28 protein-coding genes and 1 riboswitch are annotated in these 24,884 nt (G+C 31.7%); of the genes, 22 read left to right on the top strand and 6 right to left on the bottom strand.

Annotated elements, in window-relative coordinates; translation table 11 throughout:
• Positions 1–11: 11 nt before the first annotated feature.
• The 6 genes from VKY41_RS10655 to VKY41_RS10630 all read left to right on the top strand — a co-directional run bounded on the left by VKY41_RS10655 (position 12) and on the right by VKY41_RS10630 (position 4,857).
• Positions 12–1,379, top strand: a complete 1,368-nt coding sequence (locus VKY41_RS10655) for a hypothetical protein (RefSeq protein WP_500814439.1) — start codon at positions 12–14, stop codon at positions 1,377–1,379.
• Between the two features lie 290 nt (positions 1,380–1,669).
• Positions 1,670–1,987, top strand: a complete 318-nt coding sequence (locus VKY41_RS10650; protein WP_500814438.1) for a hypothetical protein — start codon at positions 1,670–1,672, stop codon at positions 1,985–1,987.
• Positions 1,988–2,012: 25 nt separating this feature from the next.
• Positions 2,013–2,249, top strand: coding sequence for a hypothetical protein (locus VKY41_RS10645; protein WP_500814437.1), 237 nt, complete (start codon positions 2,013–2,015; stop codon positions 2,247–2,249).
• 34 nt (positions 2,250–2,283) lie between these two features.
• Positions 2,284–2,676 carry a hypothetical protein gene (locus tag VKY41_RS10640; protein WP_500814436.1) on the top strand — a complete coding sequence of 131 codons (393 nt, stop codon included), beginning with the start codon at positions 2,284–2,286 and terminating at the stop codon, positions 2,674–2,676.
• On the top strand, positions 2,666–3,994 hold the full coding sequence (locus VKY41_RS10635; RefSeq protein WP_500814435.1) for a hypothetical protein: 1,329 nt from the start codon (positions 2,666–2,668) through the stop codon (positions 3,992–3,994). The genes VKY41_RS10640 and VKY41_RS10635 overlap by 11 nt, the downstream gene beginning before the upstream one ends.
• A 149-nt stretch (positions 3,995–4,143) precedes the next feature.
• Entirely contained in the window at positions 4,144–4,857 is a 714-nt protein-coding gene (locus VKY41_RS10630; RefSeq protein ID WP_500814434.1) for a hypothetical protein, read from the top strand.
• Between the two features lie 59 nt (positions 4,858–4,916).
• On the opposite strand, the gene VKY41_RS10625 is transcribed toward VKY41_RS10630, so the two are convergent.
• The 3 genes from VKY41_RS10625 to VKY41_RS10615 all read right to left on the bottom strand — a co-directional run bounded on the left by VKY41_RS10625 (position 4,917) and on the right by VKY41_RS10615 (position 7,932).
• Entirely contained in the window at positions 4,917–5,279 is a 363-nt protein-coding gene (locus tag VKY41_RS10625; protein WP_500814433.1) for a hypothetical protein, read from the bottom strand.
• Positions 5,280–5,321: 42 nt separating this feature from the next.
• Positions 5,322–5,418, bottom strand: a riboswitch (SAM-I-IV-variant riboswitch).
• Positions 5,419–5,498: 80 nt separating this feature from the next.
• Positions 5,499–6,401: a BspA family leucine-rich repeat surface protein gene (locus VKY41_RS10620; protein WP_500814432.1), complete on the bottom strand. Its 903-nt coding sequence runs from the start codon at positions 6,399–6,401 to the stop codon at positions 5,499–5,501.
• A gap of 217 nt (positions 6,402–6,618) precedes the next feature.
• Positions 6,619–7,932 carry a phage integrase SAM-like domain-containing protein gene (locus tag VKY41_RS10615; RefSeq protein WP_500814431.1) on the bottom strand — a complete coding sequence of 438 codons (1,314 nt, stop codon included), beginning with the start codon at positions 7,930–7,932 and terminating at the stop codon, positions 6,619–6,621.
• A gap of 335 nt (positions 7,933–8,267) precedes the next feature.
• Here VKY41_RS10615 and msrB point away from each other — a divergent pair, with 335 nt between their 5' ends.
• Together msrB and msrA are read left to right on the top strand one after the other, a co-directional pair.
• Entirely contained in the window at positions 8,268–8,714 is a 447-nt protein-coding gene (gene msrB / locus VKY41_RS10610) for a peptide-methionine (R)-S-oxide reductase MsrB (RefSeq protein ID WP_500814430.1), read from the top strand.
• Entirely contained in the window at positions 8,715–9,254 is a 540-nt protein-coding gene (gene msrA, locus VKY41_RS10605; RefSeq protein ID WP_500814429.1) for a peptide-methionine (S)-S-oxide reductase MsrA, read from the top strand.
• Positions 9,255–9,314: 60 nt separating this feature from the next.
• Here the strand turns inward: msrA and VKY41_RS10600 are convergent, their stop codons facing one another.
• Positions 9,315–10,058: a hypothetical protein gene (locus VKY41_RS10600; protein ID WP_500814428.1), complete on the bottom strand. Its 744-nt coding sequence runs from the start codon at positions 10,056–10,058 to the stop codon at positions 9,315–9,317.
• A 171-nt stretch (positions 10,059–10,229) separates the two neighbouring features.
• On the opposite strand from VKY41_RS10600, the gene VKY41_RS10595 reads away from it, so the two are divergent.
• From VKY41_RS10595 to VKY41_RS10530, 14 genes are all read left to right on the top strand, one after another.
• Positions 10,230–11,096, top strand: a complete 867-nt coding sequence (locus VKY41_RS10595) for an acyl-CoA thioesterase (protein WP_500814427.1) — start codon at positions 10,230–10,232, stop codon at positions 11,094–11,096.
• A 1-nt stretch (position 11,097) separates the two neighbouring features.
• A complete protein-coding gene (locus tag VKY41_RS10590) occupies positions 11,098–11,787 on the top strand; it encodes a glycerophosphodiester phosphodiesterase (protein ID WP_500814426.1) in 690 nt (229 codons plus the stop codon).
• Positions 11,784–12,995 carry a BaiN/RdsA family NAD(P)/FAD-dependent oxidoreductase gene (locus tag VKY41_RS10585; protein WP_500814425.1) on the top strand — a complete coding sequence of 404 codons (1,212 nt, stop codon included), beginning with the start codon at positions 11,784–11,786 and terminating at the stop codon, positions 12,993–12,995. Before VKY41_RS10590 ends, VKY41_RS10585 begins: the two co-directional genes overlap by 4 nt.
• Complete coding sequence (locus VKY41_RS10580) at positions 12,992–13,531, top strand: DUF1697 domain-containing protein (protein WP_500814424.1); 540 nt, start codon at positions 12,992–12,994, stop codon at positions 13,529–13,531. Before VKY41_RS10585 ends, VKY41_RS10580 begins: the two co-directional genes overlap by 4 nt.
• A gap of 92 nt (positions 13,532–13,623) precedes the next feature.
• A complete protein-coding gene (locus VKY41_RS10575) occupies positions 13,624–14,703 on the top strand; it encodes a diphosphomevalonate decarboxylase (protein WP_500814423.1) in 1,080 nt (359 codons plus the stop codon).
• Between the two features lie 63 nt (positions 14,704–14,766).
• Positions 14,767–15,696, top strand: a complete 930-nt coding sequence (locus VKY41_RS10570; RefSeq protein WP_500814422.1) for a mevalonate kinase family protein — start codon at positions 14,767–14,769, stop codon at positions 15,694–15,696.
• 56 nt (positions 15,697–15,752) lie between these two features.
• Positions 15,753–16,655: a geranylgeranylglycerol-phosphate geranylgeranyltransferase gene (locus VKY41_RS10565; protein WP_500814421.1), complete on the top strand. Its 903-nt coding sequence runs from the start codon at positions 15,753–15,755 to the stop codon at positions 16,653–16,655.
• A 105-nt stretch (positions 16,656–16,760) separates the two neighbouring features.
• Complete coding sequence (locus VKY41_RS10560; protein ID WP_500814420.1) at positions 16,761–17,669, top strand: pseudouridine synthase; 909 nt, start codon at positions 16,761–16,763, stop codon at positions 17,667–17,669.
• A 663-nt stretch (positions 17,670–18,332) separates the two neighbouring features.
• Entirely contained in the window at positions 18,333–19,742 is a 1,410-nt protein-coding gene (locus VKY41_RS10555) for a type III PLP-dependent enzyme domain-containing protein (RefSeq protein ID WP_500814419.1), read from the top strand.
• Positions 19,743–19,795: 53 nt separating this feature from the next.
• Positions 19,796–20,737, top strand: a complete 942-nt coding sequence (gene speB / locus VKY41_RS10550; RefSeq protein ID WP_500814418.1) for an agmatinase — start codon at positions 19,796–19,798, stop codon at positions 20,735–20,737.
• Positions 20,727–21,701: a deoxyhypusine synthase family protein gene (locus VKY41_RS10545; protein WP_500814417.1), complete on the top strand. Its 975-nt coding sequence runs from the start codon at positions 20,727–20,729 to the stop codon at positions 21,699–21,701. Before speB ends, VKY41_RS10545 begins: the two co-directional genes overlap by 11 nt.
• A gap of 10 nt (positions 21,702–21,711) precedes the next feature.
• A complete protein-coding gene (locus VKY41_RS10540) occupies positions 21,712–22,059 on the top strand; it encodes a hypothetical protein (RefSeq protein ID WP_500814416.1) in 348 nt (115 codons plus the stop codon).
• Positions 22,060–22,071: 12 nt separating this feature from the next.
• On the top strand, positions 22,072–22,302 hold the full coding sequence (locus tag VKY41_RS10535; RefSeq protein WP_500814415.1) for a hypothetical protein: 231 nt from the start codon (positions 22,072–22,074) through the stop codon (positions 22,300–22,302).
• 215 nt (positions 22,303–22,517) lie between these two features.
• Positions 22,518–22,730, top strand: a complete 213-nt coding sequence (locus VKY41_RS10530; protein ID WP_500814414.1) for a lipopolysaccharide assembly protein LapA domain-containing protein — start codon at positions 22,518–22,520, stop codon at positions 22,728–22,730.
• Here the strand turns inward: VKY41_RS10530 and VKY41_RS10525 are convergent.
• Positions 22,727–23,548, bottom strand: a complete 822-nt coding sequence (locus VKY41_RS10525) for an alpha/beta hydrolase (protein WP_500814413.1) — start codon at positions 23,546–23,548, stop codon at positions 22,727–22,729. The two genes, VKY41_RS10530 and VKY41_RS10525, sit on opposite strands and share 4 nt — an antisense overlap.
• Positions 23,529–24,875: an MptA/MptB family glycosyltransferase gene (locus VKY41_RS10520; protein WP_500814412.1), complete on the bottom strand. Its 1,347-nt coding sequence runs from the start codon at positions 24,873–24,875 to the stop codon at positions 23,529–23,531. Before VKY41_RS10520 ends, VKY41_RS10525 begins: the two co-directional genes overlap by 20 nt.
• Positions 24,876–24,884: the final 9 nt, after the last annotated feature.

The raw sequence follows: 24,884 nt of genomic DNA, 5'->3' as shown, positions 1-24,884 counted from the left end.
TCAAGTAAAAAATGACATCATATAGCATCATAAAACCTAGCATTTTAAACCTAGAAGAGCGTATAAAAAAATACCCGCCTGACTTTAATTTTAATATAGATTATGGTTTATGGTTGGTTAGTGAAATCATAAAACAAACCGCCTACAGGTTAGAAAATGAAGAGACTGATATTTGGATTCCGATGTGTTCAAGTATAACAAATAGGCATCCGTATTATTATCGAGACCATTTAAGGTATCTATGCGAGAATTTCCCTGTTATTGGCAACGTGCTTTTCAGGAGCGACTATAAACAGGGCAGTTGTTATGCGTATCGGTTAGCACCCTATTTTTTTGGTGAAGAAGTAGAATTGGTAAACATAACCGATAAAAAAATGCTCAAATTTTTAAAACCTAAAATCGGGCTGAAGGCTAATAACCCATTTAAAAAACAGTATCATTTTTTGGGAAAGTATTTTAATGAGAAGTTAACCGTAAATGCAGAACAAGCGAGCCAAAAAAATAAAGAGCTGTTTAGAAAAAAAATGGATTATAGAATACATTTGATAAATGCCGTTCGCATAACTGAAATAGGCAATGGCGAATTTTCAATAAAATATACAGACCGTACGGATGGGAGGTTGCACCATCAATTAACAAGTCTTTCAAAAGAATTACGGCCTTTTTTAAGATATGATGGTAAAATACTTGCAGAATGTGATTTGTCGGCATCTATACCAACTATGTTAACTTATATATTAAGTAATATGAATACTCATACTATTCATCTTAATAATGTAATTAATAACAGTAAGATATACTATCGTCATTATATGTTTACAAAAACTCTTGAAACCCTTATGGATAAAGAGATTGCGCTTTTCAGAGAAAAAGTCGTTTCAGGACAGTTTTATGAGTCATTTATTGAGGGCATGCATACCATCCATCACTTTGATAAACGCCTCAAACCTGATGCGTATTATTTACAAAATGTACAGCGCATTTTTAATAGACCGTTCGATGGGGATATGGAAGATTTGAGGGCAGTAGTTAAACGGAATTTCTTATCTATGTTCAATGCACCCAATGCACAATTTCTAAATGAAGAAGCAGAATTTAATATGCATTATCCAAGTCTCTTAAGATGGATGAAGTTGTTTAAAAAAATTAACCATAAGTATTTCGCTTATTTGACGTTTCAAGTAGAGAGTTATTTTATGTTAAATATCGTGGCGAGACAATTCAATAAAAAATATAATGGTAAGAAGCCGTTATTCACCCTTCACGACTGTTTGATAACGACAAAAGATAATATTGAGTTACTGCATCAATTTATGCAAGAAACGCTCTCTAAAGAGCTAGGATTTAGTCCTGTGTTGAAGGTTAAGGTTTGGGAGTGAGTAACTGATTGTTTAAAAAGGATTCACTTCGAAAATTAAAAATTTCAGTTTAGTTGTATTTGATGTGATTTAAGTTTTTTTTTGGAGATAAAAGATTTATTAAATTAGTTGAAACAATTTGGATATAATTAATGTGTATATTCAATTGTTAGCTGCAATTAAAAATGAACAATGATTGAAAAAATTAAAACAAAGTAAAAAGTTTTGGCTAAGTGCTTAATCTAAAGTTCACTACTTTTAATTCCCGTACTAACCATAGCCGAGACGTTACCCACAAGTTGAAGAAACCGATGAACTACGATAATACAAACGAACTAAAAAGCTTTATTGCTGACAAAAATTTATCTGATAAAAATTCTAATGTTTTTTTCGATGCAAAAATAGAACTAACCACTTCTAAAAACTTTGCGAAAATAGAAAAGAAAGTAATGATAAGGTTTGACGGATTTAAAAGTTCTGGAAAGGTTACAATAATAGATAGTGGATTAAATCCATATGAATTCCCAGAAGATTTTGAAGCTAATTGGCAAATTTTTAAATATATTGACAATAAATATTTACAAATAAACGGAACTCATCCAAAAAAGAAATTGGAAATTATGTTATAGAAATAACACCAATCATTATATAATTATGAAATACAAAATTGAACAAAGAGTTTTCAATAATTTAACAGGAAAAAAATGCCTAATTATTGCCACTAAAGATATTCCATACAAACCAAAAGTAAATCCAATGAATCAAAAGGAATTATTTCCAGAAGAAGGTTATGATTATTTGCTTTTTATTGAAAAATCAGATAATGGGGAAACTATTGATTATTTAGGAACAATAAGTGCTAACGAAAATCATTTAAGCCCTATAGAATAACATAATGATTATAACGTGGAAAAAAATATAATAGATGACTTTAAAATTTCAGGAAAATATAGATAAAATAGAAGGATGTCCTGCAAAGAGTGAAAATGGAGATAAAACTCTTTATAGATTTATACTATCTGTTCCATTAGATTCAGACTCATTTAAGCCTCATTCTTTAATTCATAAACCAAAATTTGATAACATATGTATTGCTTGGGGTTTATCAACATATGACAGTTTAAAAAGTGCTCAAGAAGCACTTCAAAATCTGCCAAAGAAAACAAGAGAAAAGTTTACTGCGATAGCAGTAAGTGAAATCACTGATGATGATGGTATTAAATATCCAACAAAAAACAAAAGACATTATACATTCTTCCCTAAAAAAGAAGTTAATTTATTAACTAAATTTGCACTTGTCAACCAAGATGAAGAATAACAAAAAAATATTCGACCTTAATCAATTTGAAAAAATTGAAGATATCATTTTTATAGATGAGCCTATTCTAACTCACTATAAAAGAAATGACAAGCATTTTCTTTTGTATTTAGTGGATACATTAGAAAATTCTGATAATTATTTAATGCTTGAAGTAGAAGAAAGTTCTATATATAATTATCTAACTAAAAATTTATCACTTCGTAAATTAATATTACAAAATAAGAATATTGGATATTTCCTAGAACAAGATTTTGAAGGAAACATTTTAAATTTAGATATTATTCAGACTGACCTTATTGATAATAATTATCTTCCTTTAGAAGATTCATTTCTTGAATATCGACCTTCAGAGAATTCATATTACTTAGATTTCATAAGAAATTATGAATCGACATCATATTTAACAAGTTTAAGGCAAGAAGCTTTTTATGTAAAATTTGCGCCAATTAATGCTAAGTATTCAGATACAATTGGATTAAACGAATTAGCAACTGACCTACTTTCAAACTTATCAAAATCTTTTAAGAATTTTTTGAAGGCAGATTTTTTTGTTGCTTTTAAAGAACTAAAAACAGATAATAGTAAACTACATAAAATATTCAATCGAATCCTTCCTGATTTGGACTTTCGAATGGTTGATTTAAAATATGGGAGTTTTGAAGTTGGTTTGGCTGTTGATAAAGTAATGAAAGGTGCAATAGAGGATAGAGAAATAAAAGATTGGGCTTTAGGTGTTGGTTATAAGTATAAAGATATAGTTTTAGATGCGGATTATGATGAAGAAACTGTTAATCTTATATTAAACGAATATGACGAAGAAGATAGAAAGAAAATTTTTAACCCTATTTTCAAAATAACTCAAAATCCAAATTACAGTCTTCAAATTAAAGACTCCAAAAAAGCAAAGTATTCTACCATTCGAGTTAAAAATAAATCAGTAATTGAAAAGATTATTCCACCAACTAATTTAGTTGTAAAATTAGAAGACAGAAAAGATTATGAAATTGTTCAATTCACAACATTAGTTGATAAAAACAGTATTAGTCAAACAGTTAAAATAGAAAACACTTTATTCAATTCTACTGACAATACAGATGTTTTACTAACTAATAAAGAATTTGAAAAATATGGATACGATGTCAAATTTGAAATTTCGATTCCTCTAAATATTCGAGCGGTAAAAGACACAATATATTTAACAGCGAAATACGATGATTTAGAATTTGAAGTTGTTTATCATTCCGATAAAATTGCAGAAGGAATGGAAAAAATCACATCGAACATATTTGAATATATACTAAATAAATCGGAATAAAACCTGTGGTTAACGGCATGTATAATAATAGCTAGTACTCGCCTACTTACGAAAATCCTCTTAGATTTTCTATTCGGTTTCTGTTTGCTAAATTAGTTGATAAACAAGATATGTACTATATGGTAACTTGTTACTTACAAAACTGAAAAATGATAATACAACACGCATTAGTAAATTGGGATTTGGAAAACCTAAATCCAATTTTTAAAAAATCAAAGACATTAGTTTTAGGTTCATTTAATCCAAATAAACCAGACCCAAATCAAATTACAGATTTTTATTATGGTAGAACCACAAATCATTTTTGGAAAAGTATAGCCAGAAACATGAATTTACCTGAAAATCATTTCACGAACAATCTTCAAGACAAAATAGTCTGTATGAATAAATATAGATTTTTCTGTTGCGACATCATTAACTCCATTGAGTTAGAATGTGCCAATGAAGAAGTTCTAAATCAATATGTAAATGAACGCATTTACACTAAATATGAAGATAAAGAACTCTTTCGAGTAAGAAGACCGTTTAATTTTAATAATCAATTATTTTATAAAACCTTAGAGTTTAATCATCAGATAATAGAGCTTTTAGAGCAAAATAATATCACCAAAGTAATCCATACATTAGGTAATCGTCGAATTGAGAATAATTTAATTGCAAGACCATTAAATATTAATTTAGGTTTTAATCCATTTGTTACACAAATTATTAATACTTGTAATAACAATGAAATTGAATTTGTTTCCACTTCTTACAGTCCATCTCAAACTGCTGTTAACCGTGGAGGTCAAGATTATAGAGATAATTTAGATAATTGGATTAATCAACATATATTGTGTTTAAAAAAAAGCTTGCGGAACTAATTAAATTCAAATTGAGGAATGCAGAATGAGTCAAGGTTGATGTTAGATTTATTAGAGCATTATAGATTATTATCAAACCACCACTTAAGAGATACCAGATGAGCTTTTAAAATAACTAAATTGTGGTTTTCATTATGGGCAAAAAAATTTCTTGTGGCTTCCTCGCCTTTGCTATCTTTTGTTTGCTGTAGTGAGTTTCCAATATTGTTTATTATCCTTTTATCTAATTCATTTTCAATTTTCTTGACTGACATATCCGTTATATCAATGCCTAAATCAATAAAAGCTTGTTTTATGATGCTAAAATCATCATCAACTTTTATTCTTTGAACAGGTTTGTTAATCTCTAATTTATGATTATTTCTTACAGTCTTTTTGCTTTTAAAAGAATTAAAAAAACTGAATAATTTTTGAATGGCCATAACTTTTTTGTTTTATTAAAAACATCATCAATTAAATAGGAGAGTTGCACTTTATTTTGACAGTCAGTCCACATCATTTAACCACCGTGGACTCTCGTCTCGGTTGGTATCTTATAAATTAAGATTCTTGAAGTATAAATTATATTATAACTTAAATGTAATAGAATTTTTGAGAAATTACGAATTAGGATGCAAGCCTTTAAGATAGTACCTCATAAATTAAGGGCATGTTCCCCAAATAGGTTTATTTATTGTCATTAAAGGTGAGTCTATAGAGAAATGTTGTGGTTCTTGTGTGAAATTAGAAACACACCATGAAGATATATTTTGATTAAATGATTGAGCAGCGTTAAACATCTGAATCATTTCAGTAACATTGCTTGTGTCCCAACTTCCTATGTCTTGATTAAAAGACTGTGCATTTGCAAACATCCAACCCATATTGATTACATTACTTGTGTTCCAATTCCCAATGACTTGATTAAATGAATGTGAGCTTGTAAACATAAGACTCATTGTTCTTACGTTACTTGTGTTCCAATCCCCAATATCTTGATTGAATGAATATGAGTTTGCAAACATGGCATACATTGTACTTACATTGCTTGTGTCCCAATTTCCAATATCTTGATTAAATGAGTGTGCGTTTGTAAACATACTAGCCATTGAGCTTACATTACCTGTATTCCAATTTCCTATATCTTGATTAAAAGATTCTTGGTCATAAAACATACCATGCATGGTAGTTACGTTGCTTGTGTCCCAGCTTGTTATGTCATAATTTATTGGGTAAACAATACCGCTGCTATTATCTCTAAATAGTGTGTGCATGTTGGTAACAAAAGTTGTAGCGACTTTAGAGAAATCTTCATCATTGATAATCATCTGTCTTAATACCTGATAATCTACAACCGTGTATAATTCCCCGTTAATTTCACCTATATCTCCAATTTCTGCCCATTCTTTAGCCTTAATAGTACTGCCATTGGTGTCTAAATAGACAGGGTTGTCTGTATTGTCATTACTACTATTATCGTCACTACTGCAATTAGTAAATGTTATTATGGATAAGAATAAGATGGTGAATGTGTTTAAAAAAAAATATTTGTTTATTGTTTTCATAATAAGTTGGTTAGTGTAATAAATATAAGATTAATAAGGAGTATTATTGATATAAGTTGAAAAATTTAATTTTCAAGCCAATCTTTTAGGGAAACAACGTGAGATTTTAAAATTTTAAATTGTGATTTCCATTCAAAGCAAAAGATTATTAGTTGCTTCATCATCAACTTTGATTTTCTTAATTGATATAGTGTTTAATATTTAAATCGTTGTAAATTTATATGTTTAATGAATTTTTACTCCAATAAGCTTTTAATTTTTCAGCATATTCCCTAGGCGTTATTTTAATGTAATCTAAAAATTGACTCTCGGTTTTGTGTCCAGTTATTTTCATAATTGTTAATGTGTCAATCTTGCCGTATAAGTTAGTGGCAAAAGTCCTTCGGCAAATGTGAGAGGAGACTAATTCATGTTTCGAGTAAACACCATGTTTTTTTCTGTATATTTTTTTCTTTTTATCCTTTCCTTTTTTATCCTTTATAATTACAGTTTTAACATGGCACATTTTAGCTCCTTCTACCTTTTCATTTATACCTACTTCCTCACATACCCTTTTTATATATTCATTAAATCTTTGGTCGCTAATCCTTCTAGGGAAGCAACCGTTTCTTTTTGCTAATATGGCTTTAACTTGGTCATGTAGTGGAATTAAAACAGGGTATTCAGTCTTTTCTGTCGTTTTTTCAATGAAACCATCTTCAAGATGCTTTTTTGTTAGCTTTAAAAAATCTGATATCCTTAACCCTGTTCTTAATCCAATGATAAACCAATCCCTTGCATTATCTAGGTGTTCTAAATCGAAAGAAGCATTATATACCTTATTAATTTCATCTTCTTTCAAATAGATGTCTTTAGTCTTATTAGAAGGGCTATAAAATTCAGGAAATCTATAATCATTAGGTATTTCTATCCCTTTTCTAGTGGCGTTTCTACAAAAGAGCTTAATATCATCTATATAACCTCCAATTGTGTTAGGGTTTAGTTTTTGTTCGGTCTCTAGAAATTCGATAAATTTTGTATGAAAATCTATATCTATTTCACTTAATAGTACGCGATATTTTGTAAACTCTTCAAAGGCAATTATTTTGTTTTGTGTAGTTTGATAATGCTGAATAGTTCTTTTTGCAATAGGCTTATTGTTTCTAGTCTTTTTGTTATGTGATTCCTTAATAAAGGAGCTTATGAAATTGGTTAAGAAAATCTTTTCATTGGTATCTTCCTCCTGTGTTTCTCTTTTGAAAAAGGAAGCTATTTTTTCTTTTAACCATTTTGAATTAATAATAGAGGAATTAATTTTGGAGTTTTCATACTCTTTCCTAATAAAAATATCTAACTCTACAAGCTTTTCATTAAAGCTTTTGAAGTCCATTAGAGGGGTTATTAAAATTTTCTGTTTAGATTGACTCCATCTATCTTTAGGAATTTGAATTCCTGTAGAAAGCTCTAAATCAAATTGACCTCCTTGTTTGAATCTATAATAAATAGTATTCCAATCGTTGTTTGTTTTAATTCTGAAGTTGCTGCTGGCCATAATTTAAATCCTTTATTCAAAGATATAAATTAATAGTATATTCCCCTAATATTCCCCCATTTTGATAAAATTAAATAAGATTAGAATAAATTAAAAATAAGTTAATGTCTTTTAAACACCATTAAATATAGTAGTTTTGAGCTCTTTATAGATTAATTGAATATTAATGAAATCAATGATTGTACTATCCCCGCCCGCACAAAATTAGAGAAAGCTTCAACTTTAGGTTGAGGCTTTTTTGTTTTCAGTACTTTTGTAATGTAAGTCGGTAACTTTACTAACGACTAAGAAAATTGAAAAGTAGACGACACGAATCTTTAAAACTGAAAAGTAACATGCTAACTTGGAAAGATATTATAAGTTTTTCTGTAAAAGGAAATCCAACACCAGACTCTCGGGTTGAGAAAACTACTGCGGAATGGCAGGCTCAATTAACCCCAGAGCAATATAGAATTACTAGATTAAAAGGGACAGAAGCCCCGCATAGTGGTGCTCTTTGTAGTGTACATGAAGCAGGTAAATACAATTGTGTTTGTTGTCACGCCCCCTTATTTGATTCTACTATAAAATTTGACTCAAGTTCAGGATGGCCTAGCTTTACCCAGCCTATCAAAGTTAATGCTATTAAATATGAAAAAGATACCGCTTTTGGTATGGTGCGCGTGGAAGTTATGTGTAATACCTGCGATGCACATTTAGGACATGTGTTTCCTGATGGTCCAGAGCCAAGTGGTTTGAGATATTGTGTGAATTCGGAATCAATTATCTTAGAAAAGGAATAAATGAGCAGTAAAAATATTCAATTAGCGACCTTTGGTGGTGGTTGTTTTTGGTGTACAGAAGCGGTTTTTCAAGAAATAAAGGGTGTAGAAAAAGTGGTTTCTGGGTATTCCGGTGGAACTGTTCCTGGAAAACCAACTTATAGAGAAGTGTGCTCTGGCTTAACTGGACATGCAGAAGTAATTCAAGTTACTTTTGATGCAAATGTTATTTCATACAAAGATATTTTAATCGTTTTTATGACAACCCACGACCCAACTACTTTAAATCGTCAAGGGGCAGATAAAGGGACACAATATCGTTCAGTGATTTTTTATCATAATGAAGAACAAAAGATGTTGGCCGAAATTATACTTCAAGAATTGGCTCCGTATTTTGAAGATACTATAGTTACTGAATTAAGTAGGTTGGGAATTTTCTACGAAGCCGAAAGGGATCATCAGGATTATTACAGGAACAATAAAGAACAGGGGTATTGTAGTATGGTAATAGCGCCGAAGTTATCAAAACTTCGTAGAATTCATGCAGACAAGCTGAAGTAGGAGTACACCTAATATCATAAGGCCTTTAAGTTTTTGTAACTAGAAGGCTTTTTTTTATGCTTATTTTATTTTTATGGAGTAGATATTACCTCCAATAAACCCAATCCGTTCGTCTGTAATTAACACGGTGTTTTCGTCTTTAAAGCAAATGCCTTCTTTTTGAGAAATGTGATTCAGAGGTATATTTTCTATGGTGGCACTACAAAAATCATCCGTATGAAAATCGGTTATTTTCCAAATCATATTATGATTTAATAAAACTATGGTTTTTCCGTCCTTACTAATGTCGGCCGATGTTATTTTTTGTTTTTCGTTTTCAAGATTAAAGCTGCAAACATATTCTGCAGTATGGTTTCCAATACGGTTTGGAACCTTAAATAGCATGGTTTTTTTACTTTTCTTATTTATAATATAGAAGTGCTTTTTGTAGATGAAAAAGGCTTCAAAATTCAGTTTTTTTGTGCCGGGTGGTAGTTTAAATGTTATCAATTCAGCAATGGCATGTTGCTTTACATCTTTTAGATTGGATATTTTATAAATGTTAAAAGAGTCTCTGTCCTTTTTGTTATTTCCAAAATCACCTATATAAATATTTCCGTAGGAATCGCTTGTTAAATCTTCCCAGTCTTTGTTTGTAGCATTTATTACAGTTATTTCTCTAATGATATTTCCTCTTTCATTTACGCCATAAAGTATGTTGGGATTTCTAGAATCCTCTATGGTCCAAATTAGTGGCGAGCCCTTAACAATTTCGGCAGCAGAGGCTTCTTTTAAAGATAAAGGAAAATCTCCTATTTTATGCAAACGACCTTTGTTACATGAGCATAACAAAAGGAGTGAGCATAAAATAAATATCGTTTTACGAATCATAAAGTTGTGATAAAAACCGTTTTATCCAAAACTAATTATAAAAATAAGACCAACCCAAAAATGAATTTAATAGTTTTGGAAAATTAAAGATTAGAATTTCAATTTATGACATCTGTAAACGACCTATTAGATATTTTAATTTTAGAGCAGCTTTCTGAAAACTTGTTTGAAGGCAGAAGTGAAACTGTTGGCAGCCCTAATGTTTTTGGAGGGCAAGTACTGGCTCAAGCCATCAATGCCGCCCATAGGACTATAACTAATAAGAGAGTTCTGCATTCTATGCATGGCTATTTCTTGGAAGCAGGGAATTTAAAGTTGCCCATACACTATCAAGTTAGTATTATGAGGGATGGAGGGAGTTTCTCTGTTAGACGTGTCACTGCTCGTCAAAATGGAACTATTATTTTTATTTTGTCAGCTTCATTTCATAAAGTAGAGAAAGGCCATGAGCATCAAATTAAGATGGGTTCAAATATTATTCAGCCCGAAGACTTAATGAGCTGGACTGATATGCTAGAGAAATTTGGAGATATGTTGCCACAAAAAACGAAGACGTTTTTAGAGATTCCTAGACCTGTAGAATTTAAACCTACGGAAGTGCCGAATCCTTTGAATAAAAAAAATCTACCACCTTATACGGATGTTTGGTTTAAATTAAAAGGTAATACTTCAAATTTAGATTTGCCTACAAAACAACAAATCCTGACCTATATTTCAGATTATAATATTTTGTCGGTAGCCATACAGCCTCATGCAGCCACTGCTCATTGGGGGAATTTGCAAACTGCAAGTTTGGATCATTCTATGTGGTATTTTAGAGATTTCGATTTAGACGATTGGATGTTGTTTTCTTTAGAATCTCCAAGCACCTCTAACGCCAGAGGTTTTGCCAGAGGTAATATTTTTACGCGAGACGGAAAACTTGTAGCTTCTGTAGCCCAAGAAGGATTAATGCGTCCAATAGTTAAGTAAAATGGCTTATTCTTGTTTAAAAATAGGGCATCGAGGAGCTAAAGGTTACTTAGCTGAAAACACTTTGGAATCCATTCAAAAGGCATTGGATTTCGGCGTAGATGGAATTGAAATAGACGTGCATGTCTGTGCGTCTGGAGAATTGGTTGTGTTTCATGATTTCACCTTAGATAGAATGACGAATGGCACAGGTGAAGTTGGAAAACATTCGCTTTCAGAATTAAAGAAATTGAAAGTGAATAACGAATTTTCAATTCCAAGCTTAGAAGAAGTCCTTGAAGTAATAGATAAAAAATGTTTTTTAAATATTGAATTAAAAGGGAGAGGTACTGCCATTAAAACTTCAGAAGTTATACAGAAATACATCAAAGAAAAGGGATGGTTATATAACGATTTTATTGTGTCCAGTTTTCAGCATCATGAATTAGAAGGTGTTTTTAAAAAAGATGAACAAATTCCCTTAGGAGTTTTAACTAAAGCAAGTGTAACTGAAGCTATGGAATTCGCGAAAACTATTCAGGCAGTAGCCATTCATCCTAATTTTGCTTTATTAACTAAAGACAATGTTAAACGTGCACAAACCGAAGGTTATAAAGTATTTACTTGGACGGTTAACAATGAAGAAACCATAAAACGTATGAAGAGCTATGAGGTTGATGGTATCATTTCAGACGTTCCAGATTATTTATGAAAAAATTTGATGTAATAATAATTGGAGGAGGAGCAGCAGGCTTTTTTGCTGGTATAAATATAGCTGAGCAAAATCCAACATTAAGTGTTGCTATACTTGAACGAGGTAAAGAAGGGCTACAAAAGGTAAAAATTTCTGGAGGCGGACGATGTAACGTAACTCATGCAGAATTTGATCCACAAGAATTAGTGCTTCATTATCCGCGTGGTGAAAAGGAATTATTAGGCCCGTTCCATCAATTTATGACTGGAGATACCATTGAATGGTTTGAAAAGCGAGGTGTTGCCCTTAAAATTGAAGATGATGGTCGGATGTTTCCAGAGTCTAATTCCTCACAAACCATTATCGATTGTTTTTTAAATGAAGCTAAGAAACAAAAAGTTGAGGTTTTGTATAACCATGCTTTAAAAACTATTAATAAAGAAGGAGATGTTTGGAGTTTAGATACTTCACAAGGTGTCTTTACTACTGAAAAATTAGTGATAGCTACAGGTAGTAATCCTAAAATATGGAAGCTTCTTGAAGTGTTAGGTCATACTATTTCGCAGCCCGTTCCATCGCTTTTTACTTTTGATATTAAAGATGAACGTATTAAAGATATTCCTGGAGTAGTCGCTCTTAATGTTGAGGTGAAAGTTCTAGGAACAGATTTATGGAGTGAAGGTCCTTTGCTTATTACCCATGTTGGCATGAGCGCTCCAGCTATTTTAAAACTATCGGCTTTTGGAGCCATTGAATTAGCTAAACGTGAATATAAGTTTGAAATTGAGGTTAATTTTATCAGGCAATCCTTTGAAGATTGTTTGGAGCAATTGAAGCAGTTAAAACAGGAATTAGCGAAGAAAACTGTTTTTAAGTCCACACAATTCGATTTGCCAAAACGATTATGGCAAAAGCTAGTTTTAGCCTCGGATCTGGATCAGGAAGTTCGTTGGGCCGACGTAAACAAGCATCAATTGGAAACCTTAGCGTCCCAAATAACTCAGGCTGTTTTTCAAGTGGATGGGAAAAGTACGTTTAAAGAAGAGTTTGTTACTGCAGGAGGGGTCGATTTAAAAGAAATTAATTTTAAAACATTCGAAAGTAAGCTTCATAATAATCTTTATCTAGCCGGAGAGGTAATTAATGTCGATGCTGTAACAGGAGGGTTTAACTTTCAAAATGCTTGGACGGGAGCTTATATTGTAGCTAAATCCATTTCAAAGTGATACATACTTACATCGTACTTTTAAAAGGAATTAACGTGGGTGGTCATAAAAAAGTGCCTATGGCTGATTTACGGGAATTACTTGCAACCTCTAATTTTAAAAACATACAAACCTATATACAAAGCGGGAATGTTATTTTACAATCTTCAGAAAAGAACCTTCTTAAAATAGAGGAAATTATAAAAAATGCCATTCTAAAACATTTTGGATTTGAAGTATCTGTTTTAGTAAAGACAAGGTTGGAACTACAGCGTATTTTTGAAAGCTGCCCATTTTCAGAAGAACAAAAAAAGAATAGTTACTTTATCATGCTACATGATTTATCAGAGGATAATTTAGTGAAAACCGTGTCGGAAAAGGTTTATGAAGGCGAAACATATAAAATTATTAAGGATTGTATTTATTTCTTCTCAGAAAAAGGTTTTGGTCAAGCTAAATTCAATGTAAACTTTTTTGAACGAAAGTTAAACACATTTGCCACGGCTAGAAATTATAAAACTATGCTAAAATTAATGGCAATGTCGTTGATAAATTAAAAAGACCTTTAGATATTTCCTATTTTTGCAAATAAGAAACAAGCAAATTTAAAAATTGTCCTTAAAGCAGTTTTTGTCACCTTACTAGCAGTATGAGCGAACAAGATTTTATTCCACAAGCATCTAAGTCTAAAATAGAAAATGGAACAGTTACTTGGGAATCTCCAAGTAATATAGCCTTAGTAAAATACTGGGGAAAGAAGGAAAACCAAATTCCGGCAAATCCATCCATTAGTTTTACTTTGAATCACTGTAAAACAATTACAACACTTTCTTATTCTCGAATTGAGGATTCTACTAATTTCTCATTTGAAGTTTTTTTAGATGGAAAGAAAAAGGATGATTTTAAACCAAAAATTGACACCTTTTTTAAGAGAGTAGAACCTTATCTACCTTTTTTAAAGGATTTTCATTTTAAAATTGAAACTTCTAATACGTTCCCACATAGTTCAGGTATTGCTTCTTCTGCTTCAGGTATGAGTGCTTTAGCTTTGTGTCTAATGAGTATAGAAAAACAGTTAAATCCTGAAGTGACAGATGAATATTTCAATAAAAAAGCATCCTTTCTAGCACGATTAGGCTCGGGATCTGCTTGTAGAAGTATTGAAGGTGATGTTATAGTTTGGGGAGATACAGATGTTATATCCGGAAGTAGCGATTTGTTTGGCACGAAATATCCGTACCAGGTTCATGACAATTTCAAGGAATATCAAGACACTATTTTGCTAGTAGATAAAGGCGAAAAACAAGTAAGCAGTACGGTTGGTCATAATTTAATGCATGATCATCCTTATGCCAAAAATCGGTTTAAGCAGGCTCATGATCATCTTGAAAAACTAAAGCCGATATTGGAGTCGGGGGATTTAGATAAATTTATTGCCTTGATAGAAAGTGAAGCATTAACGCTTCATGCTATGATGATGACAAGCATGCCATATTTTATTTTAATGAAACCAAACACACTTGAAATCATCAATAAAATCTGGAGTTTTAGAGAAGATACAGGTTTGCATATTGGATTTACTTTGGATGCCGGAGCAAATGTGCATGTACTTTATCCTAAAAAGGAAGCTAAGGTTATCTTAGACTTCATTAAGAATGAATTAGTTGCATATTGTCAAAACGAGCAATATATTTGTGACCAAATTGGATTTGGTGCAAACCAATTATAATATTATTACGTATATTTGAATGAAGGTTGCGGATTACTTCGCACTGAGACTGAACACTATTTTATGAAAGGACCCCTTTTTTACTCAAAAATATTACTCTTTGGAGAATATGGAATCATTAAAGATTCCAAAGGCTTATCAATACCTTATAATTTTTATAATGGTGCTTTAAAAATGGAAGGCAGTACGTCTGAAGTAGCAAAAAAGTCCAATGAAAGTTTGAAGCGCTTTGTTAAATACCTTAAAACGGTTGATGCTAACTTAGTGAGTTTCGATTTTGATAAATTAGAAGAAGATGTTGACGCAGGTATGTATTTTGATTCTTCTATTCCGCAAGGTTATGGGGTGGGAAGTAGTGGTGCCTTAGTTGCTGCTATTTACGATCAATATGCCTTCGAAAAAATTACCGTTTTAGAGAACTTAACTAGAGAAAAGTTATTAAAATTAAAATCGATTTTTTCTGAAATGGAATCTTTTTTCCATGGAAAATCTTCAGGTTTAGATCCTTTAAATAGTTATTTAAGCATTCCAATTCTTATCCTTTCCAATGATAATATTGAAGCCACAGGAATTCCTTCACAAAATTCAGAAGGGAAAAATGCGGTTTTTTTAATTGACAGCGGAATTACTGGTGAAACTGCTCCAATGGTGAGTATTTTTATGGAAAACATGAAACAGGAAGGGTTTAGAAATATGCTGAAAAATCAGTTTATAAAACATACTGATGCGTGTGTAGATGACTTTTTAAAAGGAGATATTAAATCCCTATTTGGCAATACTAAAAAATTATCGAAAGTGGTATTAAACCATTTTAAACCTATGATTCCACAGCAGTTTCATGAGCTTTGGAAAAAAGGTATCGAAACAAATGATTACTACTTAAAGCTTTGTGGTTCAGGTGGTGGTGGATATATCCTTGGCTTTACCGAAGATATTGAAAAGGCAAAAAAATCTCTTAAAGATTACAATTTAGAAGTCGTTTATAATTTCTAAACAAATCTTTTTAGACGAGGAATTCTACAAATAGTTTTACTTTACTTTAGGTATACATGTTAACCAGAAGACAGAAACACATTCTACTCAAGTTTTTTAGCATGTTTTCTGTTGTTAGAGGATACAATATCCTTATTGTAGTAATTGCTCAATATTTAACTTCTATCTATATACTTGCACACGACTTGCCTTTAAGGGAAGTGGTTTTAGATTTATACCTATTAATTTTAGTCTTAGCATCTGCTGCAACCATTGCAGGAGGTTACATTATTAATAATTTCTACGATTCGGAAAAGGATTTAATCAATCGCCCTCATAAGTCTAAATTAGACAGGCTTGTCAGTCAGAATACAAAATTGTCATTGTATTTCGTACTTAATTTTGTGGCAGTAGTTATGGCTAGTTATGTGTCGTTTAGAACCGTTATTTTCTTTTCGCTTTACATATTTGGTATTTGGTTTTATTCACATAAATTAAAAAAACTCCCATTTATTGGAAATTTAACTTCAGCTGTTTTAACCATTACTCCATTTTTCGCTATTTTTATGTATTACAAAAATTTCGAGCATGTTATTTTTGTCCATGCGGCCTATTTGTTTTTAATTATTTCTATGAGAGAGCTGACCAAAGATTTAGAAAACATAAAAGGAGATTTAGTGTTGAAATATCACACCATTCCTATAGTTTATGGCGAAAATGTTTCAAAGGTTATGCTATCTGTTTTGGCGCTTTTAACCACCATTCCTGCATATTTTTTGTTGTTTCACTTTAACGTGGGACAGATGAGTTACTTCTTTTACTTAAGTGTTTTATTGTTGGTTGTATTTATTTTTCTTCTTTGGACTTCAAAAACAAAAGCACATTATTTAATTTTACATAACATTTTAAAATTTATTATTGTAGCAGGTGTTTTCAGTATTATGCTTATAAATATTGATTTAGTGCTTAATAGAATTTAAGAATTGTTATTTAGATGATTGAAAGCAATAGGTCTTTCTGTATCTTTGCGGAGAAATTTAGTATATTTTAATTAAAAAAGACTCCCAGTTTTTTGGGAAAAGATTATGAGTAGAAATCAAGGTAGCAGTAGTAAAGGGAAATCTTCAGGAAGAGGACAGCAAAAGGGAGGAGCTAACCAGTCGAGTAGAGGTGGTAGTTCTGAGAAAGGAAAAAGCTTTGCAAGAGGAAATGCGCCGGTAAACAAGCAGAAATTTGCTACATCAAAACCTCAGGTTGAGAAAAAAGCAGCACCAAAAAAATCGAATCCAGATGAGATTCGTTTAAATAAATACATTGCTAATTCTGGGATTTGCTCCCGTAGAGAAGCCGATGAGCATATAGCTATTGGTTTAGTATCTGTTAATGGAAAAGTTGTAACCGAAATGGGTTATAAGGTAAAATTGGCCGATGATGTTCGTTACGATGGTAGACGTGTAAATCCTGAAAAGAAAGCATACGTTTTACTTAATAAACCAAAAGGTTTTGCCACAACCACTGCAGAAGGCAAAGGTAGAACCGTTATGGATTTAGTTGCTAATGCAACAGATTCAAGAATAAAACCAATTGGACGTTTAGGACGTAATTCAAAAGGCTTGCTTTTGTTTACGAACGATGAAAGTATAGTTGAGAAATTTACTAATTCTAAACATGGGGTCGCTCGTTTATTTCATATTGAATTAGATAAGAATTTAAAATTTGAAGATCTAGTAAAAATTAGAGAAGGTTTAAAAATAGATGGAAAGCATGTAGCTGTTGAAGAAATTAGCTATATAGATGGTGCCTCTAAAAAAGAAATAGGACTGAAGATTAAAAACACGGGAAATACTATAATAAGAACTATTTTCGATGAGTTGAAATACGATATTATTAGTTTGGATTGTGTTGCTATTGGTCACTTAACCAAAAAGGATATTCCTAGAGGCCATTGGAAACATCTAACGGAACAAGAGTTGAATACTTTAAGAATGTTATAATTCTTTTCTTTAAAACAAACCTACAATTAGAAATAAAATTCGAATAGTTGTTTCTTTTGTCGTGCTTTAAAAAGGAAGGAGTTAAATAATATTCTTCTTAAAGAGGAAGAAAAAAACGAATATAAATTCATTGGATTGATAGCAGTTTTCTTATTAAAACTGACTTGTCCAATGAATTTTTTTTGTTCTGTACTTTAGGGCTTTTAAAAACGGTAGTTTCCATTGGAGCTGTTTGATTGTAATTGTTGTATATGTTTGTTTAATGTGTTGATTTTTAGTCTTAAGTATGTTTGGATTTTAATGTCAAATACAAACAGGAGTACTAAAAACCTATTAAAATAAACAGATTAATATTTTTATTAAAAGTGAGTAGTTTTTTAAAAAAAAACATTTCTTTTGCATCTTAATTAGCTGAACAATTTGAACCATGTTTTTACGTTCGGGCCTTTGAAAATTTGGAAGTCATTTTCAAAAGCAGCTTACAGATTAAGTAACCGAATTTTAAAGCTATCTTCCGTAATAGCCATTTATGCTAGTCAGCATAACTATGGGTTTATACCAACAACTCAAAGTCAAATTCAAGTTTGATTTGTATACATTATTGTTTACCTTTAAAGGTTTAGTTTTAATAACTTTGAATAATTACTTTTTTAAAAACTTATAATGAATACAAGATATATTGATTTAATCAATCAGACTTTTTATTTTCCACAAGAAGAATTTAAACTTGAAGACAAACATCTTCAATTTCACGATATAGATTTAATGGCTTTAGTTGAAGAATATGGTACTCCATTAAAATTCACCTATTTGCCTCAAATTTCCAATAATATTGGCCGTGCCAAGGATTGGTTTGCAAAAGCTATTAAAAAACATAAGTATAAAGGCAAATATCACTATTGCTATTGCACTAAAAGTTCTCATTTTAAACATGTTTTAAATGAAGCTTTAAAAAACGATATTCATATTGAAACTTCTTCGGCTTTTGATATAGATATAGTAGAAAGCTTAAAAGCTGAAGGGAAAATTACAGATAAAACCTACATCATTAGTAATGGTTTTAAACGTGCCCAATATGTAACTAATATTGCTCGGTTAATTAATAACGGACAAAAGAACTGTATTCCAATTATCGATAATTACGAAGAAATAGAATTGCTTTCACAAGAAATCAATGGTAAATTTAATATCGGAATTCGTATTGCTTCAGAAGAGGAGCCAAAATTTGAGTTTTATACCTCACGTTTGGGTATTGGATATAAAAACATCGTTCCATTTTATAACAGACAAATTAAAGACAACAAGAAGGTTAAGCTTAAAATGCTTCACTTCTTCATTAATACAGGAATAAGAGATAACGCCTATTACTGGAACGAGTTGACAAAGTGTTTAAAAGTTTACACTAGTTTAAAGCAAATTTGTCCATCGTTAGATAGTTTGAATATTGGAGGCGGGTTTCCAATTAAAAACTCTTTGGCATTCGATTTTGATTACGAATATATGGTTGATGAAATTATCAATCAAATTCAATCATTTTGTGAACAAGAAGAAGTTCCTGTGCCAAATATTTTCACCGAATTTGGTAGTTTTACCGTAGGAGAAAGTGGTGGTGCTATTTACGAAGTGCTTTACCAAAAACAACAGAACGATCGTGAAAAATGGAACATGATTAACTCATCTTTCATTACAACTTTACCAGATACTTGGGCAATTAACAAACGTTTTGTAATGTTGCCAATTAATAGATGGTATGAGAGTTATGAACGCGTGTTGTTAGGAGGTTTAACCTGCGATAGCGACGATTATTACAACAGTGAACAGCATATGAATGCTATTTACTTGCCAAAATATAACAAGGACAAACCCTTATATCTTGGTTTCTTTAATACCGGTGCGTATCAAGAAACTATAGGAGGGTTTGGAGGATTGCAACACTGTTTAATTCCTTCGCCAAAGCATATTTTAATTGATAAAGACGAAGATGGAAACCTCTCTACAAGATTATTTAGTGAACAACAAAAAAGTGAAGACTTACTTAAAATTTTAGGTTATCATGACACGAGTGATCAATAGAAATTATAGTAACTCGAATAGCATTTTACATTTAAAAACAATAGATATTAAACATGAGTAATAAGACATACGCTGGAATTCCAGAAGAATATTCAAAACTAGATAATGCAAAAATAGTTTTGATTCCTGTGCCTTACGATGGAACAAGTACCTGGCAAAAAGGAGCTGATAAAGGTCCGGAAGCTTTTTTAAATGCTTCAGAAAATATGGAGCTTTACGACATTGAAACTGGCACAGAAGTGTATCAGCAAGGGGTTTATTTAGCCGATCCTGTTACAGAAAACTCTTCTCCGGAAGCCATGGTAGAAGCCGTACACCAGGTTACCAAAAAGTATATTAAGAGAAATAAATTTGTTACAGCTTTTGGTGGTGAACACTCTATTTCAATTGGTACTATTAGAGCTTTTAATGAGTGTTTTGATAATCTAACCGTATTGCAGATTGATGCACATGCCGATTTGCGTAAAGAATACGAAGGCACGAAATGCAACCATGCCTGTGCTGTTTACGAAGCTAGTCAAACTACCAATTTAATTCAAGTTGGAATTCGTTCTATGGATGTTGTGGAAACAACTGTTATGGATAGAGAGAAAACTTATTTCGCACATGAAATGGCGGTAGACGATACTTGGATGGATTCTGCCATCGATCAAATGACAGAAAACGTGTTTATTACAATTGATTTAGATGCATTCGATCCTTCAATTATGCCTAGTACTGGAACGCCAGAGCCAGGAGGACTTTTATGGTATGAAACTTTAGATTTTTTAAAGCAAATTTTCGCAGAGAAAAATGTAGTAGGTTTCGATATTGTAGAGCTATGTCCTAATGAAACTGAAAAATCTTCAGATTTCTTGGCTGCAAAATTATATTACAAAATGCTTAGTTATAAATTTCAAAATGAGGGTGTAGACGACGAGTACGACAACTCTTTTGACAATTCATACATCAATAAAAATAACAATTCAAAATTCAACGAAGAAGATGAGTACTAAAGGAGCGATTTCAAATTTTATAGAAAAATATTATTTACACTTTAATGCAGCTGCTTTGGTAGATGCAGCAAAGGGGTATGAAGACCAATTGAATTCTGGTGCTAAAATGTTGGTTTCTCTAGCGGGAGCAATGAGTACAGCTGAAATAGGAAAGATTTTTGCCGAAATGATTCGTCAAGATAAAGTTCAAATTATTTCATGTACAGGAGCGAATTTAGAGGAAGATATCATGAACTTGGTTGCACATTCACATTACAAACGTGTACCAAATTATAGAGATTTAACACCTCAAGAAGAGTGGGACTTAATGGAGAAAGGTCTGAATAGAGTAACAGATACTTGTATTCCAGAAGAAGAAGCTTTTAGACGTTTACAAAAACATATAGTAAAAATCTGGAAAGATGCTGAAGCTAAAGGAGAGCGTTATTTACCACATGAGTATATGTACAAAATGTTGCTTTCTGGTGTTTTGGAAGAGTATTATGAAATAGATTTAAAAGATTCTTGGATGTACGCTGCAGCTGAGAAAAATTTACCAATTATTTGTCCAGGATGGGAAGATAGTACTATGGGGAATATTTTTGCTAGCTACGTTCTAAAAGGAGAGTTAAAAGCAAGCACCATGAAATCTGGAATTGAATATATGACTTTCTTAGCAGATTGGTACACAGAGAACTCTAAAAATGGTGTTGGTTTCTTCCAAATTGGAGGAGGTATTTCGGGAGATTTCCCAATCTGTGTAGTTCCTATGTTATACCAAGATATGGAAAGAACGGATACGCCATTCTGGAGCTATTTCTGTCAAATTAGCGACTCTACTACAAGTTACGGATCATACTCAGGTGCGGTTCCTAACGAGAAAATTACGTGGGGAAAATTAGATGTAAATACCCCAAAGTTTATAATTGAAAGCGACGCAACCATTGTTGCACCATTAATATTTGCTTATTTATTAGACATGTAACCTATTTAAAATGAAACGAGTAATAGTAGATTATCAAAAACTAAACGAAGATATTTTAGATCTTCTAGTTGAAAAATTCCCTGATGGTTATGATGATGAAGATATCATTTCCTTTAGAAATATTAAAAATGAAATTGTTGAGGCTGTAGAGGTTAGAACGGAAGACACCATTTACTTAGTTAAAGTTGGTGTTAGATTGGTTCAAGCCATGGAAGATTACTCGGAAGAGGAAGCAGAAGTCGAAGATGATATTATTGCAGATGAGGCAGTTAAAGATTTAGAATTTGACGACGATGAAGACGTTGATGATGTTGACGACGTTGTTGACGAAGTTGATGAAGACGAGGACGAAGACTAAAAATTTAACATCATGAGAGAAGCTGAATTTTTATCTTATGAAGACGGGTATTATACCTTTTTATTTGAAAACGGTGAAGAGCTAGTGTTTGATGAAGTTCATCCAAGGGTTCTAAAACAATTCGATTTAAAAAACGATGAAAGTTATATCAATCAATGTTTTAAAATAACTTTTGTTGAGGTTAGTGGAGATGAAGATGATGATTTTGTTATTTATAGAGTAGAAAGTTTAAAACCACTTTAATTTGTAAATTATCAAGTTGCTTCTTCTCAACTAGTAAGCTTTGTCGGTATTAAAACATGAAAAAACATCTACCTTGGTAGATGTTTTTTTATTTTATAAAAATTAAAAGGTATTTAACGCAACTAGGTATTTCATCTTGATTTTAATTAATGTTGCAGATATAGTTATTGTTATAAATAGTAAATTCATTAACTTATAAAATAAACGTATAAGTGATGAATTCAAAATCTATATTCGCCATTTTCCTAATACTGTTAGTTGTAATTTTTACAGTTCAGAATACTGAAATGGTTACTATTAAATTCCTGATGTTTGAAATTTCAATGTCAAGAGTTCTAGTCATTCTAGGTTGCTTTTTGCTTGGGTTGTTATCTGGTGTTTTGTTGTCATATAGGCAACGTAACAAAAAGCAAATGAACGGGGTTTAGAGTATTCTTTTTAGATTTTGGTAATACTGTCTTGTTATATGTAAACTGTTGTGTCCGGCGTCTTCAATTGCAAATAATTTAATATTATTTGGCTGTAAAGCTTGTAGCTTTTTTGCATTTGTTTCTGGACGAATTAGAAAATCTTTAGTGCCATAAAAAATTTTTATCGGACAAGTAACCTCTTTTATGAATTCGTAAGTTGGAATATGATATTTTACAATGAATTCAGGAATTGGAGGTGCTATTTCTTTCGTAATTAATGTTTTCCAGGAATAATAAGGCGCGTCTAAAATTAGCATTCGCGGATGGTTTTTGGCTGCTAAAAAACTTGCTAACCCAGAACCCAAAGAGAAGCCTAAGACTACAATTTTATCTTCGTTATAGCGTGTTTTTGTGAAATCGTAAACCTTTTGCATGTCGTTAAACAACTCTTCTGAATTGTTATAAGCGCCATCGCTCTTTCCATAGCCTCTATAGTCCACAAATAAAATATCGTAATTATTATCTAAATACAATGGAGCACGTTTTCCCCAATCATGAATAGCTCCAGCATTTCCATGTAAATATAGAATAACTCCTTTCGGTTCTTCAGCTTTAAACAAAAGTGCATTTAGGTTTATGTTTTCAGCTACGGGAATGTGGAGTTCTTCAAAGTTCTCTTGGAATTCAAATTGATAGTCTTTCGCTAATAATTTCGGATTAAAAAAGAAACGTTCTTGTTTAAAATAAACAAAAACTAAGGAAAGCACGTAGAGCGTAAAAAGTGTTGCAACGACTCTTAAAAAGCGTCTTAATATTTTAGGGACATTTATTTTCAACAGGTTTCTTTTTTAATATTTCATACAAAAATACACTATAAACAACTAGATATTCCAAGGCTATTACCCATAAGTTTTCGGAGTTATTACTATTGCTGTATGCCAAATAGCTAAAAATAACCATGAAGCTCCAAGCCAACGGGAATTTGTAATTCGTGAATATACTTAAAATTAATAGGGTAGCTATGTACCAAGGATGTACCGTTGTTGCCGTAAAAAAGTAAAAAGATATGGCAAAAAGCATGGCCGTAATAAGTTGTGGTAAAGTGTGGATTTTTCTAAAGAAGCTAAGCCCAATCACAAATATAAAAACCATAATAGCAGAATATGTTCCAATAACAGCTATTTGGTTATAGCCAGATATTACAAAGCCAATTTCTCTAGCGATATAATATAAACTGGCATTAAACTCGAAATTTTTAAACCATAAGCCTACTGTTTCAGTGTAGTTGTGAACAAATTCTTGTGAGTAAAAAGGAAGGAAAAGTAAGGTTGTAATTAACCCGACGATTGCGTAAAATATCAAGCTTTTTTTCCAAGCCAATTTAGTAAACAGTAATGGTAAAAAAATAAGTGGAATTAGTTTAATGGAAATAGAGCAAGCAAAAATAACCGCTGTTAATTTCCATTTATTTACGTGTAATAAATACAGGCTCCAAACGAGGAAGAATATCATGACACCTTCAAAATGAAGATTTCCTGTTAGCTCAATAATTATGAATGGATTTAATATATACCAAAAAATGTAGTAAGTAGGAAGCTGTAATTTTTCAAGTAGTTTCTTACCAAAATAAAGGGTGCCAAAATCTGCAGCAATAATAATCAGTCGAAGCCCAATAGCTGAGCCTAAGATAGATTTTCCAGCAAATACGTTAGCTAAAACAAAACACAACTGATTTAAGGGTGGATAATTGGAGAAGTGACTAGCACTTAGGCTACCCATATTTTCATAAAGTTCTTTCGCTTGGTTTATTGGAAATTCGCCTTTTGAAATAAATGTATCAGGTGTGAAAAGATACGGATTTATTCCTTCTAGAATTAAACGTCCATCCCAAATGAAACGATAGAAATCTTGTGATAGGTTTGGAATGGCAAAAATAAAAACAGTTCGAAAAGCAAAAGCCAGAAGTGTAAGAAACCTGAGGTTGCTTTTGTTTATTTGAATTAGTTTGAAGAATAGGAAGAACAATGCTGCATACAAGCTAATTAACTTGATCGTATCTGTTCTTTGTAAATCGTAAGCAAAACCCGCATAAAACAATATGCTAATTAAAGCGAAACCAATTGGGATTTTATGAAGTTTTAGAAATGTGGTGTTTAGAAACATCAATCAAAG

It is taken from the genome of Xanthomarina sp. (genome assembly GCF_035306605.1).
Taxonomy (GTDB): domain Bacteria; phylum Bacteroidota; class Bacteroidia; order Flavobacteriales; family Flavobacteriaceae; genus Xanthomarina.
Note: the sequence above shows the minus strand (reverse complement) of the source record. Positions and strands in the feature narration are given on the sequence as shown.

What these genes read in the sequence shown, in the direction of transcription:
- VKY41_RS10645 (WP_500814437.1), top strand. Translation starts at nt 2,013, where the DNA reads ATGAAATACAAAATTGAACAAAGAGTTTTCAATAATTTAACAGGAAAA.
- VKY41_RS10540 (WP_500814416.1), top strand. Translation starts at nt 21,712, where the DNA reads ATGAAACGAGTAATAGTAGATTATCAAAAACTAAACGAAGATATTTTA.
- VKY41_RS10560 (WP_500814420.1), top strand. Translation starts at nt 16,761, where the DNA reads ATGAGTAGAAATCAAGGTAGCAGTAGTAAAGGGAAATCTTCAGGAAGA.
- VKY41_RS10630 (WP_500814434.1), top strand. Translation starts at nt 4,144, where the DNA reads ATGATAATACAACACGCATTAGTAAATTGGGATTTGGAAAACCTAAAT.
- VKY41_RS10530 (WP_500814414.1), top strand. Translation starts at nt 22,518, where the DNA reads ATGAATTCAAAATCTATATTCGCCATTTTCCTAATACTGTTAGTTGTA.
- VKY41_RS10575 (WP_500814423.1), top strand. Translation starts at nt 13,624, where the DNA reads ATGAGCGAACAAGATTTTATTCCACAAGCATCTAAGTCTAAAATAGAA.
- VKY41_RS10520 (WP_500814412.1), bottom strand. Translation starts at nt 24,875, where the DNA reads ATGTTTCTAAACACCACATTTCTAAAACTTCATAAAATCCCAATTGGT.
- VKY41_RS10640 (WP_500814436.1), top strand. Translation starts at nt 2,284, where the DNA reads ATGACTTTAAAATTTCAGGAAAATATAGATAAAATAGAAGGATGTCCT.
- VKY41_RS10650 (WP_500814438.1), top strand. Translation starts at nt 1,670, where the DNA reads ATGAACTACGATAATACAAACGAACTAAAAAGCTTTATTGCTGACAAA.
- VKY41_RS10595 (WP_500814427.1), top strand. Translation starts at nt 10,230, where the DNA reads ATGACATCTGTAAACGACCTATTAGATATTTTAATTTTAGAGCAGCTT.
- VKY41_RS10590 (WP_500814426.1), top strand. Translation starts at nt 11,098, where the DNA reads ATGGCTTATTCTTGTTTAAAAATAGGGCATCGAGGAGCTAAAGGTTAC.
- VKY41_RS10620 (WP_500814432.1), bottom strand. Translation starts at nt 6,401, where the DNA reads ATGAAAACAATAAACAAATATTTTTTTTTAAACACATTCACCATCTTA.
- VKY41_RS10615 (WP_500814431.1), bottom strand. Translation starts at nt 7,932, where the DNA reads ATGGCCAGCAGCAACTTCAGAATTAAAACAAACAACGATTGGAATACT.
- VKY41_RS10625 (WP_500814433.1), bottom strand. Translation starts at nt 5,279, where the DNA reads ATGGCCATTCAAAAATTATTCAGTTTTTTTAATTCTTTTAAAAGCAAA.
- msrB (WP_500814430.1), top strand. Translation starts at nt 8,268, where the DNA reads ATGCTAACTTGGAAAGATATTATAAGTTTTTCTGTAAAAGGAAATCCA.
- speB (WP_500814418.1), top strand. Translation starts at nt 19,796, where the DNA reads ATGAGTAATAAGACATACGCTGGAATTCCAGAAGAATATTCAAAACTA.
- msrA (WP_500814429.1), top strand. Translation starts at nt 8,715, where the DNA reads ATGAGCAGTAAAAATATTCAATTAGCGACCTTTGGTGGTGGTTGTTTT.
- VKY41_RS10555 (WP_500814419.1), top strand. Translation starts at nt 18,333, where the DNA reads ATGAATACAAGATATATTGATTTAATCAATCAGACTTTTTATTTTCCA.
- VKY41_RS10585 (WP_500814425.1), top strand. Translation starts at nt 11,784, where the DNA reads ATGAAAAAATTTGATGTAATAATAATTGGAGGAGGAGCAGCAGGCTTT.
- VKY41_RS10545 (WP_500814417.1), top strand. Translation starts at nt 20,727, where the DNA reads ATGAGTACTAAAGGAGCGATTTCAAATTTTATAGAAAAATATTATTTA.
- VKY41_RS10565 (WP_500814421.1), top strand. Translation starts at nt 15,753, where the DNA reads ATGTTAACCAGAAGACAGAAACACATTCTACTCAAGTTTTTTAGCATG.
- VKY41_RS10535 (WP_500814415.1), top strand. Translation starts at nt 22,072, where the DNA reads ATGAGAGAAGCTGAATTTTTATCTTATGAAGACGGGTATTATACCTTT.
- VKY41_RS10635 (WP_500814435.1), top strand. Translation starts at nt 2,666, where the DNA reads ATGAAGAATAACAAAAAAATATTCGACCTTAATCAATTTGAAAAAATT.
- VKY41_RS10655 (WP_500814439.1), top strand. Translation starts at nt 12, where the DNA reads ATGACATCATATAGCATCATAAAACCTAGCATTTTAAACCTAGAAGAG.
- VKY41_RS10570 (WP_500814422.1), top strand. Translation starts at nt 14,767, where the DNA reads ATGAAAGGACCCCTTTTTTACTCAAAAATATTACTCTTTGGAGAATAT.